Genomic DNA, 12522 nt, shown 5'->3' on the forward strand with positions numbered 1-12522 from the left:
GCGATTCACAGCATCGGCGAAGACAATCCCGCGTTCAGTCCCGCGTCGCGACCAGCGCCGCGGTCTGGCCCAGCCAGTCGGCCGGATCGCCGCGATGGTAGATGTGCTCCGACGGTTCGATATTGTCGATGAAGCGCTGGTAGATCACCGCCCGCCTGGCAGTCGCGATCGGTGCCAGCAGGGCAGCGGCGCGCGCCGGGTCGCTGCCGGGCAGCCTCGCCAGCCATTCGCGATTCCAGTGATCCTTGATCGCCGCCGCGTAGTCGCGCGGAACCGCGTCGAGAAACGCGGACTGGTCGAGCAGCGGGTGGCCGATTCCGCTGTCGCCCCAATCCAGCAGCGTGAGTTCCGATCGCGTGCCGCGAAAATTGCCGGGATGGCAGTCGCCATGAACCAGCGTATTCGGCAATCCGCATGCGTCGATCGCGGCGAATCGCGCTGCAAGGCCGCCCACGAAATGCCGTAGCGACGCCCGTTCGGCGCGCGACAGTTCTTCGCCGGTCCGTTCGACAACGTCGGCGATATCGGCGGCCAGACCCGCGCCGCGCCAGTCGGGTAGTCGCATCGCGTGCAATTCGTCGATGCGGCCGAACCACGAAGCCTGGATGTCGACCAGCAGCGCCACCATGCCGAGCAGTTGCGGCAGCGCTGCGTCGAACAGGTCGGCGCCGGGGATCTCAGCGAGCAGGATGCGTCCGCATTCGTCGTGCCCCAGCAGCGTCGGCACGCACCGGCCGGCCAGCGCCGTGATGACGCGGCCCTCGTGACCGAGGAACGGCGGCACCACTTTCAGCCAGGCCGATTGCTTCCCGATCGGGATACGCCAGACGCTGGAGAGATTCCAGGTTCGAACCTGCACGGGTTCGGCGGTGGGCGACAGGCCGTGACCGGCAAGCACGCGCGCCGCCCAGCCGAGATCGGCCGCGGGGCCGCCCGGCCGCGCGTAACTTCGGCGCAGCGAATGGGGTTCGATGTTCCCTGTCCAGGATTCGGCCGGAACAGGTTCCGCAATCTCGGCCAGATAAGTGACTTCGCCGCCGGGCGCGCGGTCGCGCACGGTTTCCAGCAGGCGCAGGATCGTCACGTCGACGCCATGGCGTTCGCGCGCGGCACGCACGACCGACTCGACTTCCTGCCACCACGGAATGGCGACAGGCATCGGCGGCAGGCAGCCGACCACCGCGCCATCCGGCGTCACCAGCACCAGCCGCGCGACGCGCGGCGGCGGTGCCGCCGGATCGAGGGTCCCCGTCATCGTGCTCATTTCGCTCCCGACCGGCGTCGCTTGCCGGTGCAGGGCGAGCGTATCCCAATTCGCGAATGCGCGGCTACGGGGTGACGCGGTTATATGACTCAATGCCGGCTGCTGCCGCGATAGCTTTCCACTTCCGCGTCGTACGCCGCCAGAAACGCCTTGCCGAATACCGACGCGAAATCGTCCTCGATCGCGAACACCGTATCGCGATGGGTCGCCGCGTAGCGATCCCACATCCGCGCCTTGTACAGCGCGGGCACGCGCTTCTCGTACCAGCGCATCGCATCGTCGCGCTCGCGCAGCCGTTGCGGCGAAAAACGCGTCAGCAGATCCATCAGCGCGGCGCGCATGCCGGCGACCATGCCGATCTGGTGCGCGTGCAGATCCTGGAATGCATCGCTGACCGCACTCTGCGGCGACATGAAGCCCGGCAGCGGCAGCCCGAACATCTGCCGCAGCACCGCGCCGCCGTCGGGCAGCAGCTTCAGCGGGTTGTTCTCGCGATCGAGCAGCATCGTCATGTGCGCCTTCACCTCGCGCTTCAGGATGCTGCGCGACGACAGCAGCTCGACCGTGCCGTTCGCGAACAGCGCCAGCAACTGGCCCGCGATGTAAAGCTGCTCGGCCGACCACTGATGCGATTCGGCGGCCGTATCGAGCCCCGCGCCTTCGAAGAACGCGTTCAGCAGTTCGTCGGGTGTCGGCGGCGCCGGAGCGCGCGCGGCATGCGGCGCCGGTTCGTCGGCCGGACGCACGTCGGCGCGCGCGGCTGCCGGCTGCACGCGCACGTGCTGCGTCCACTCGGGCGCGTGGTCGGCCTGTGTCGCGGACGACGACGCCTCACGATCCGCACTGCCGCGATCGGCCGGCGGCACCGTGCCCGCCGCGCCGATATCGCCGGACGACTGCGCGAACAGGTCGAGCGGATCGGTCGATAGCTGATTCAGGTCGCGCTGCGACGACGCGGACGGCTCGGCCTGCTGCGCGGCGCGATTCGACGGTCGGGCCGCGTCCGCGCGTGCCGGACCGCCCGGCCTGGAGCCACCATCCGCCGCCTTGCCGCGCGGGGCGAGACGATCCTGGAGCAGCCCCCACAGCCGGTTGCCGGCGCCTTTCGTGTCGTCGCGCGAAGGCGAGGGCGACGGTTGCGCCGATCCGGCGCCCTCCGGCGCGCCGCGCCTGTCGACGTGCACGCCGGTATCGGGCGCCATGTCGATGACCGGCGCGTCGGCGCCATCGTCGCGCTCCGCCCGCAGCACGTACGGCCCGATGCGGATGATGTCGCCGGTGTTGAGCGGGCGCTCCTGCGCATAACCGACCGGCTCGCGATTCACCTCGATCGTCGACACGCTGCTCAGGTTCTTCAGCAGGCACGCGTCGTCGCCGACCTGCAGCAGCGCCTGCAGCCGCGAAATCTGCCGCGTGTCGTCGCGCAGCACCAGATGGTTGTCGCTGGCCCGGCCGATGGTGCCGCCCGGCGGGTGAAATACGACGGCTTCGCAGGAGTCGTTTTCGACCGGTTCGCCGGCATGTTCGATCACGATCAGTTGCATGTCATACGTCGCTCGGTGGATGAAGCGCTCGCGTGGAAACCGGTTCGTTCAGGATGACGACACATGTCTGCGGCGCGCGAATTCGAACGCGGGCCCCCAGACCGGATGCCCCTTCTCGGCGGGGGACAGGTCGAAGCGCGGGTTGAGATCGAGAACCTTCGAGAACTCGGCGCGGCACTGCGTGACGCGGTTCGTCACGCAATAGCTGAACGCGAGGAGCTTGTGCGCGGCGACCTGCGTGTCGGTGTCGGCGCCGTCGATCTCCTTCGCGCGGCTCAGCAGCGCGATCGTGCGCCCGTAGTCGCCGGCGGCGTACGAGGCGCGCGCGCTGTCGACCGTTGCATGCGCGGCCGACTGGGTCGGGGACGTGCTGCACCCGCCGGCCCCCAGCAACCACGCGCCGAGGAAAAGAACGAGCGATGAACGGCCTTTCATTTTTGAAATTAAGATTTGGTGTAATTGGAAGGTGGCACACAAGCGCTGTTGGATTCTAGTGCCAATCATCCGCATCGACATTGCTGTTACGTTTTGTTTCAACCAGCCGATCCGATTCCATTTTAATCTGAAAATAGACTACGAATTTCAGAGCTTGTTAATCCGGAAAAACGACCTATAGTTCGCTGTGTTTTTCGGATTCGTCAGTTGTTTGGTCGGCGCCCGTCAATGCACGAAAAACCGGACCGTCCGTTCGGGCGGCACGAACAGCCTGGCACACCATCAGCGTCGCGAGCATCCGTTGCCCGGCGGCCGGCCGGCTTGCGCTCCGCGCCCATCCGACAGGTGTCCACGCAATAGAACCGGGCCGCCACGGCGAACCGGTCGGGCAAGTTTTTTCGATTAATAACCAATCTCGATTCAATTACCTGTCATCTCGATAATTCAACTTTCATAAACCCTGGGTGATTCGTCCCGGCTTTTACGATAAAAATTCTCCGGAAAAAATTTCAGCGGAAGGGTATGTCAACCACATAATTACCGGTCAATTAATTGTCCCTTTTTAATCCGATCAACCGGTTTCGAACTCAGAAACCGGCGGATGACTATTGGGTGGCGAGGGTGAAATATGCAATGGCGGTCGAGCAGTTTCATCGTATGGGGATGCGTGTTGCTGTTTCCGGGGTGCGGCGCGACGGAGCACGCGGCCGCGGTGCCGTATGCAATCACGGTCGACGTTGCGCCGGACGTCAACCCTGACATGAATCGCAAGCCTTCGCCGATCGTGCTGAAGGTGTTCCAGCTTCGCGCGGCGTCGGCGTTCGACAGCGCGGATTTCTTCTCGCTGCAGGACAAGCCGGGGAACGTGCTCGGTGCGGATCTGCTCGGCACCGACCGCGTGATCCTGCGGCCGGGCGAATCGCGCACGCTGCACTACCGCGGCAACGTCGAGGCCGGCGCGATCGGCGTCGTCGCCGAATACCGGATGCTCGAAAAGAACCGCTGGCGGCTGACGGTGCCGCTGCCGCGCGCGAAGCAGCTCAACCTCTACAAGTTCTGGCAGACGTCGCCCGGCGAGCTGAAGCTGTCGATCGCGGTCCGGAACGGCGGTATCGCACTGAACGACGCGCAGGGGCGCCCATGACCGAACCGACGATGTCCGCGACGCCGGTCGCGGCGCTCCGCCAGCGTGTGGTGTGGACCGAGGGGATGTTCCTGCGGCCGCAGCATTTCCAGCAGCTCGAACGGCACTGGGAACGCTACGTGGCGCTGCGCTGCCTGCCGCTGCAGGGGTTCTACTGGGGCTTCGACACGCTGGAAATCGATCGCGAGCAGCTCGCGCTCGGCAAGGTCGCGCTGCGGGCCGCATCGGGCGTGATGCGCGACGGTACGCCGTTCGACCTGTCCCATCCGGACGATCTGCCCGAACCGCTCGACGTACCGGCCGACGCGAAGGACCAGCTCGTCGTGCTCGCGCTGCCGCTGTGGCGCGGCGGCGGCGAGGAGGTGTCGTTCGGTGCGGGCGCAGCAAACGGTAGCAATGGCGCAAACGGTGGAACCGCTGGAATAGGCAACGCCGACGTCGCACGCTACGTCGTGCGCGAATACGAAGTGGCCGATGCGAACGCGGTCGCGCTCGGCCCCGCGCTGCTGCAGACGGGGCGCCTGAACGTGCGGCTGATGCTCGAAGCCGAGCTGACCGGCGACTGGCACGCGCTCGGCGTCGCACGGGTCGTCGAGCGGCGCACCGACGCGCGGCTGCTCGTCGACGACGGCTACATTCCGCCGCGGCTCGTCGCGCAGCGCGATGCCGTGCTGCTGGCGTATGCGCGCGAGCTGCACGGGCTGCTCACGCAGCGCAGCGAGGCGCTCGCGGAACGGCTGTCGGAGCCGGGGCGCGGCGGCGTGTCGGAAGTCGCGGACTTCCTGCTGCTGCAGCTCGTGAATCGTTATCTCGCGCTGACCTGGCATGCGCAGCAGCACGTGTCGACGCATCCGGAAGCGCTGTTCTGCGACTGGCTGAAGCTCGCGTGCGACCTGAGCACGTTCACGGCGGCCGGCCGGCGCCCGCAGTCGCTCGCGGTCTACGTGCACGACGACCTGCGCACGAGCTTCGCGGAACTGATGACGGAACTGCGCCGGTCGCTGTCGACAGTGCTCGAACAGAACGCGATCCAGATCGAGTTGCGCGACGCGGGCAACGGCATCCGCGTCGCGACGCTGGCCGACCCGGCGCTGCGCGACACGGCCGGCTTCGTGCTCGCGGTGCGCGCGGACGTGCCGGCCGACAGCCTGCGCGCGCGCTTTCCCGCGCAGGCCAAGCTCGGGCCCGTCGAGCGGATCCGCGACCTGGTGCAGTTGCAACTGCCGGGCATCACGATGCGCCAGTTGCCGGTCGCGCCGCGGCAGATCCCGTATCACGCGGGTCATACGTACTTCGAGATCGACAAGGGCAGCGACCTATGGAAGCAACTGGCGCGCTCCGGCGGTCTCGCATTTCATTTCGCCGGCGAATTTCCTGGGCTCTCGATGGAGTTCTGGGCGATCCGCGGGTGAGGGCGGGTATCGCGATGAATAGTTCCTCCGATTCGATCGCCACCGGCGCAGGCGCGGGCGGTTTCGTGCCGCCGAATCCGGGCGGCATGCATCCGGCCGCCGCCTCCGGTGCGTCCGGCGCGGCCGGTGCTGCCGGACCGACGGCCACACAGCCGCGGCCGGGCCGCTGGGCCGCGAGCGGCACGAACCCGCTCGTCGCGGCCGCGAACCCGTTGCTCAACCTGGTGCCGCAGATCCGCTCGACCGTCCATCATCCGAACCCGGCGTGGCTGCGCGAGCATCTCGTCGTCGAGATCCGCCAGTTCGAGGCGCGCGCGCAGGAAGCCGGCGTGCCGTCCGAGGCGATCATCGGCGCACGCTACTGCCTGTGCACGGCGCTCGACGAAGCGGCCGCGCTGACGCCGTGGGGCGGCAGCGTATGGTCGTCGCACAGCCTGCTCGTGTCGTTCCACAACGAGACGTGGGGCGGCGAGAAGTTCTTCCACCTGCTCGAACGCCTGTCGCAGCAGCCGCGCCAGCATCTCGACCTGCTCGAGCTGCTGTATTTCTGTCTCGCGCTCGGCTTCGAGGGCCGCTATCGCGTGCTCGACAACGGCCACGCGCAGCTCGATGCACTGCGCCGCCAGCTCGCGCAGACGATCCGTTCGGTGCGCGGCGAATTCGATCCCGCGCTGTCGCCGCACTGGCGCGACGTCGTCACGCGCGACGTCGCGCGCCGTTTCACCGTGCCGCTGTGGGTGTGCGTGGCGCTCGCGCTACTGATCGGCTTCGGCGTGTTCGTCGGGCTGCGCATCGCGCTCGCCGGGCATTCGGATCAACTGTTCGCGTCGATCGACTCGCTGCACGTGCCGAAGCTGCAGCCCGCGCAGGCGCCGCCGCGCCCGGCGCCCGCGCCGCGCATCGCGAAGTTCCTGGAACCCGAGATCGCGGCCGGCCTCGTGTCGGTGCGCGACGACGCCGATCGCAGCGTGATCGTGCTGCGCGGCGACGGGTTGTTCAAGTCCGGCTCGACGTCGGTGATCGATCGTTACGTGCCGGTGCTCGCACGCGTCGCCGACGCGCTGAACAAGGTGCCCGGCAACGTGCGCGTGACCGGCTACACCGACGACACGCCCGTGCATACCGCGCGCTTCGCGTCGAACTGGGACCTGTCGCGCGAACGCGCGGAAGCCGTGCGCAGCATGATCGCCGCGCGGCTCGACCATCCGGAGCGGCTTGCGGCGGAAGGGCGCGGCACGCTCGATCCGGTCGCGCCGAACGATTCGCCCGCGAACCGCGCGCTGAACCGGCGCGTCGAGATCACGCTGCTGCCGGCGCCCGGCAGCGCCGCCGTCGGCGCGACGCAGGGGGCCAACTAATATGAACCAGGCTGTCGCGCGTTTCGTCCGGCCGTTGCCGTCGCGGGAAATCTGGACCTTCGCCGGTCTGGTCGTGCTCGCGTGCTTCGTGTGGCTCGCGGGCCCGCTGTTCGCGTTCGCCGAGATCCGGCCGCTCGAAAGCGGCTGGGCGCGCGGGCTGACGATCGCGGTGCTGTTCGCCGCGTGGGGCGCGCGCGTCGCGTGGCGCAGCTGGCGCGCGGGCCGCCTCAATGCGCAACTGCTGAACCAGCTTCGCGAGGCCGTGCCGGGGCCGGCCACCGCCGACGATCCGGCGAAGGCGCAGCTCGACGAGTTGCGCAGCCGCTTCGACGAAGCCGCGACGCTGCTGAAGAAAGTCCGCTTCGGGCAGGCCGATGCCGTGCGCAAGGGCCTGCCGCGCTGGTTCGACCGGATGTCGCGCCAGTATCTGTATCAATTGCCGTGGTACGTGTTCATCGGTGCGCCAGGCTCGGGCAAGACGACCGCGCTCGTGAATTCCGGGCTCAGCTTTCCGCTCGCCGAGCAGTTCGGCCGCGCGGCGATCCGCGGCGTGGGCGGCACGCGGCACTGCGACTGGTGGTTCACGAACGACGCGGTATTGATCGACACGGCCGGCCGCTATACGACGCACGAAGGCAACCGCGCGCTCGACGAAGCCGAGTGGAAAGGCTTCGTCGACCTGCTGAAGAAATACCGCACGCGCCAGCCGCTGAACGGCGCGATGCTGACGATCAGCGTGGCCGACCTGCTCGGCGCGTCGGAAGCGGAGCGCACGCAGCACGCGATGGTGCTGCGCAAGCGGCTGCTCGAACTGCGCGCGCAGCTCGGCATCCGTTTTCCCGTGTACCTGCTCGTGACGAAGGCCGACCTGCTCGCGGGTTTCGCCGAGTATTTCGGCGGTTACGGCCGCGCTGAATGCGCGCAGGTGTGGGGCTTCACGTTCCCGCTCGCGCAGAGCGAGGCGCCCGGCTTCGACCTGCGCGCGGCATTCGACCGCGAATACCGGCTGCTGCACCAGCGGCTGAACGACGGGCTGCCCGAACTGCTCGCCGCGCAGACCGATGCGCGCCAGCGCGAGATGACCTACCTGCTGCCGCAGCAGATCGCCGACCTGCAGGACATGCTCGGCCAGTTCGTCGCCGAGGTGTTTTCCGTGTCGAGCTTCGAGCCGATGCCGATGCTGCGCGGCGTCTACCTGACGAGCGGCACGCAGGAGGGCACCGCGTTCGATCGCGTGATGAGCGGCATCAAGCGCTTCCTGAAGATCGAGGGCGTGCCGCCGGTCGCGCAGGTCGGCTCGACCGGGCGCAGCTTCTTCCTGAAGTCGCTGCTGCAGGAACACATCTTCCGCGAAGCCGCGCTCGCCGGCAGCGACCTGCGCTGGCATCAGAAGCGGCGCGTGCTGCAGATCGCCGGTTACGTGTTGCTTGCGCTGGTATGCGTGGCCGTGCTGGTCGCGTGGCTGCGCAGCTATTCGAACAATCGCGCGTATCTCGACCAGATCGCCGCGCGCGTGCCGGCCGTCGATTCGCAGATCGCCGGTGCGAAGTTCTCCGGCGCGTCCGACATCGCCCGGCTGCTGCCCGTGCTCGATGCGCTCGGCGGGCTCGCGAATGCGGGCGGCGTCGACTTGCAGCATCCGCCGCTCGCGTATCGGTGGGGGCTGTTCCAGGGCGAGAAGATCGACGAGGCCGTCGATTCGGTGTACCGGCGCGCGCTCAACGACGTGCTGCTGCCGATCGCCGCGAGCCGGATGGAGGCCGCGCTGCGCGACGCGCGGCCCGACGAAACCGACTACGCGTATGCGGCGCTGAAGGCGTACCTGATGCTGTACGACAGCGCGCACTACGATCCCGCGTTCGTGCAGGCCGTCGTCGATCTGGAGATGGAGCGCTCGCTGCCGCCCGATTTCTCGCCGGCCGAACGTTCCGCGCTGCGTGCGCATCTCGCCGCGCTGTTCGGCAACCGCGTGGCAGTGTCGCCGTATCCGATGAACGAGCGGCTCGTGGCCGACGTGCGCGACCGGCTGCGGCAGGTGCCGTTCTCGCAGCGGCTGTACCGGCAGCTCACGCGCACGCTGCGCCCGGCGACGTCCGCGTTCGACTTCAGCGTCGCACGCGCGGTCGGCCCCGACGCGTCGCTGGTGTTCCGGCGCCAGAGCGGCAAACCGCTGTCGGAAGCAGTGCCGGGCCTCTATACGCGCAACGGCTATCGCAACGTGTTCGCGCCGCGCCTGGCCGGCGAGGTCGAAGCGTACGGGCGCGAGGAAGTGTGGGTGCTGAACCTCGGATTGTCGGAGATCCCCGGACCGAGCGACGCGGCCGCGTGGGCGCGCGATATTCGCCAGCTTTACCTGAACGACTACCTGAAGATCTGGGACGACTATCTCGCGGACATCAAGCTGCAACGCACGGCAACGCTCGCGCAGAGCATCCAGGTGGCGCGCGCGCTGTCGTCGGCCGATTCGCCGCTCACACGGCTGATGGTCGCGCTCGCACGCGACACGGCGCTCGGCGATGCGCCGGGCGGGGCGCGCAATCTCGCTGCGCGTGCGCAGGACAAGGTCGACGAGGCGCGCAGTTCGCTGTCGCAGATCTTCGCGGGCCAGGCCAGCGACGCGAATCCGTCCGCGGCGGCGCCCGCGAGCCCCGAGCAGATCGTCGACAGCCACTTCGCCGGCTTGCGCGCATTCGCGCCGGGCAGCGGCGACCAGGCGCAGGGATTCGACGCGGTGCTGAAGTCGATCGACGCGCTGTACACGACCCTGACGGCCACCGACGACGCGCTGCGCAGCGGCGCGCAACCGCCGCCGTCCGACGCGCCCGCGCGGCTGCGCGCGCAGGCCGGCCGCCTGCCGACGCCGTTCCGCGAAGTGCTCGACGACCTGTCGAACGTCGCGAACGGCAGCGTCGCGACCGTCGAGCAGCGCAACGTCGCGCTGCGGGCCGGCGCGAATGTCGGCGACTTCTGCCGGCAGGCGATCGCGGGCCGCTATCCGTTCGCACGCGGATCGTCGCGCGACGTCGCGCCGGCGGATTTCGCGCAGATGTTCGCGCCGGGCGGCCTGATGGACGATTTCTTCCAGAAGAACCTGCAGTCGATCGTCGATACGACGTCGCACCCGTGGCGCTTCGCGAACCGCAATGCGGACGCCGATCCGGCGGCGGCCGCGATGCTCGCGTCGTTCGAGAAGGCCGCGGTGATCCGCGACGCGTATTTCGGCGGCGGGGCGCGCACCGCGCAGTTGAAGGTGCAGATCCAGCCGATCGAAATGGACCCGTCGATCACGGAGATGGTGCTCGACGTCGACGGGCAGATCGTCCGCTACGCGCACGGCCCGCTCGTGCAGAGCGCGGTGGACTGGCCGGGCCCGCGCGGCAGCAGCCAGGTGCGGCTGCAGGTGTCGGCGCAGGCCGGCGCGGCCGACGGCTTCACGACCGACGGGCCGTGGGCGCTGCACCGGCTGTTCGACCGCGCGGCCGTGTCGGCCGGGCGCGGCTCGGACCAGATGATTGCGCGCTTCACGGTCGACGGCAAACCGATCGTGCTGCAGGTGAATGCGGGCAGCGTCCGCAACCCGTTCAGGCTGGCCCAGATGGAGTCCTTTACATGCCCTCCGAAGCAATGAGCCCCACACCGCCGCTCACGAGCACCGCCGGCGATGCGCCGGCCTGGTACGGGAAGATTCCCGGCGCCGGCGACTTCGTGAACAGCCGGCTGCCGCATGCGCTCGCGCTGTGGTGGGAACGCTGGCTCCAGCAGGGGATGGCCGCGATGCGCCAGCGCGGCGCGGACGAGATCGAGCGCCATTACACGGTCGCGCCGGTCTGGAATTTCCTGATCCCGACGGGCGCCGGTGCGTCGTGCGTGCAGCCGGGCTGCCTCGCGCCGAGCTGCGACCGCGTGGGGCGCTACTACCCGGTGATCGTCACGCTGCCGATGCGCGCGGCCGATTACTGGAACGGGCTGCCGGACGCCGCCGACGCGTTCTACTGGCAGGTCGGCCATGCGCTGCTCGACGCAATCCGCCATGCGCGCGCGCCGGGCGATCTCGAACGGACGCTGGAACGCGTGCGGCTCGTGCCGGGCGGCGGCAGGCATGCGGAACGTGTCGACGGCACGCCGGCGACGCTGCCGGAACAGCCGGCGCCGGCCGCGTGGCCGGGGCTGTCCGGCTATTTCGATCCGCACGGCGGCACCAGTTTCTGGTGGACCAACCGCGCCGACGGATCGCCGCTGCGCACGCATGCGCATACGGGCACGCCCGACAACGCACTATTCCTGACGCTGTTCGGCGGCGGCTAGCGGCCCGGCCGTCGGCCGGCGGGCAGAAGGCACACGGTTTCAAGAGGTGGACATGAAGGACGCTGGATCGAGAGACAACGAGTACGACACGGCGACACGCGGCGACGCATCCGAATTCACGGTGCGGCCGCTGCCGCTCGGCCATCGCCTGGGCGAACTGCAGCTCGACGAGGTGCTGGGGATCGGCGGTTTCGGAATCGTCTATCGCGCGTTCGACCGCACGTTGCGGCGCGCGGTCGCGATCAAGGAGTACATGCCGTCGATGCTCGCGACGCGCGGCGGCGACTACACGGTGTCGCTGCGCTCCGAGCGGTTCGCGCAGGCGTTCGACGCGGGGCGCGGCGCGTTCCTCAACGAGGCGCGCCTGCTCGCGCAATTCGATCATCCGGGGCTCGTCAAGGTCCTGCACTTCTGGGAGAGCCACGGCACCGCGTACATGGTGATGCCGTTCTACGAGGGGCGCACGCTCAAGCAACTGCTCGACGGCGGCATGCGGATCAGCGAGACGCATCTGCGCAACATCGTCGGCGCGCTGCTCGGCGCGCTCGACACGCTGCATCGCGCGCAGTGCTTCCATCGCGACGTGGCGCTCGACAACGTGCTGATCCGCCCGAACGGCAGCGCGATCCTGCTCGACTTCGGCGCGGCGCGCAAACGGATCGGCGATCTCGTCGACGACGGCGCGATGATGATCAAGCCCGGCTACGCGCCGATCGAGCAATACACCGACGATCCGGCGTTCAGCCAGGGGCCGTGGACCGATCTTTATGCGCTCGGCGCGGTGATGCACGCGATGATTACCGGCGAACTGCCGCCCGCGGCCGTCGTGCGCAGCATCAAGGACACCTACCGGCCGCTCGTGTCGCGCGAATTGCCGGCAGGCGAGGTGTACAGCCCGGCGTTTCTCGCGGCCGTCGATCATGCGCTGCAGCTGCGGATTCCGGATCGGCCGGAATCGGTCGCGGCGTTCGCGGCGGAGCTCGGGTTGCGGGACTTCGACCGGACGGGCGGCGGGTATGGGGCGGCGGTCGTGCCGGCGGTGGGGGACGCGGGCAGTGAC

Annotated in this window: 9 protein-coding genes; 6 read left to right on the forward strand and 3 right to left on the reverse strand. The window is 68.7% G+C overall.

Annotated elements, in window-relative coordinates:
• Nucleotides 1-34: 34 nt before the first annotated feature.
• The 3 genes from GD429_RS13070 to GD429_RS13080 all read right to left on the reverse strand — a co-directional run bounded on the left by GD429_RS13070 (nucleotide 35) and on the right by GD429_RS13080 (nucleotide 3243).
• Complete coding sequence (locus GD429_RS13070) at nucleotides 35-1204, reverse strand: phosphotransferase family protein (protein WP_193727104.1); 1170 nt, start codon at nucleotides 1202-1204, stop codon at nucleotides 35-37.
• Between the two features lie 149 nt (nucleotides 1205-1353).
• A complete protein-coding gene (gene tagH, locus GD429_RS13075) occupies nucleotides 1354-2808 on the reverse strand; it encodes a type VI secretion system-associated FHA domain protein TagH (protein WP_152857302.1) in 1455 nt (484 codons plus the stop codon).
• 48 nt (nucleotides 2809-2856) lie between these two features.
• The gene (locus GD429_RS13080) at nucleotides 2857-3243 is read right to left on the reverse strand and encodes a TssQ family T6SS-associated lipoprotein (RefSeq protein WP_152857303.1); all 387 of its coding nucleotides are present in this window, start codon (nucleotides 3241-3243) and stop codon (nucleotides 2857-2859) included.
• A 628-nt stretch (nucleotides 3244-3871) separates the two neighbouring features.
• Here GD429_RS13080 and tssJ point away from each other — a divergent pair.
• The 6 genes from tssJ to GD429_RS13110 all read left to right on the forward strand — a co-directional run.
• On the forward strand, nucleotides 3872-4387 hold the full coding sequence (tssJ, locus tag GD429_RS13085) for a type VI secretion system lipoprotein TssJ (protein ID WP_034179516.1): 516 nt from the start codon (nucleotides 3872-3874) through the stop codon (nucleotides 4385-4387).
• Nucleotides 4384-5799 carry a type VI secretion system baseplate subunit TssK gene (gene tssK, locus GD429_RS13090; protein ID WP_152857304.1) on the forward strand — a complete coding sequence of 472 codons (1416 nt, stop codon included), beginning with the start codon at nucleotides 4384-4386 and terminating at the stop codon, nucleotides 5797-5799. The genes tssJ and tssK overlap by 4 nt, the downstream gene beginning before the upstream one ends.
• 14 nt (nucleotides 5800-5813) lie before the next feature.
• The gene (locus GD429_RS13095; RefSeq protein WP_152857305.1) at nucleotides 5814-7157 is read left to right on the forward strand and encodes a DotU family type VI secretion system protein; all 1344 of its coding nucleotides are present in this window, start codon (nucleotides 5814-5816) and stop codon (nucleotides 7155-7157) included.
• 1 nt (nucleotide 7158) lies between these two features.
• On the forward strand, nucleotides 7159-10785 hold the full coding sequence (gene tssM, locus GD429_RS13100) for a type VI secretion system membrane subunit TssM (protein ID WP_152857306.1): 3627 nt from the start codon (nucleotides 7159-7161) through the stop codon (nucleotides 10783-10785).
• On the forward strand, nucleotides 10767-11462 hold the full coding sequence (gene tagF / locus GD429_RS13105; protein WP_152857307.1) for a type VI secretion system-associated protein TagF: 696 nt from the start codon (nucleotides 10767-10769) through the stop codon (nucleotides 11460-11462). Before tssM ends, tagF begins: the two co-directional genes overlap by 19 nt.
• A gap of 52 nt (nucleotides 11463-11514) precedes the next feature.
• Nucleotides 11515-12522: serine/threonine protein kinase (locus GD429_RS13110; protein WP_152857308.1), on the forward strand; the 1008-nt coding region annotated here is incomplete at its 3' end.

Origin of the sequence: Burkholderia sp. BE17 (assembly GCF_009362305.1) — a bacterium.
Lineage (GTDB): Bacteria > Pseudomonadota > Gammaproteobacteria > Burkholderiales > Burkholderiaceae > Burkholderia > Burkholderia pyrrocinia_C.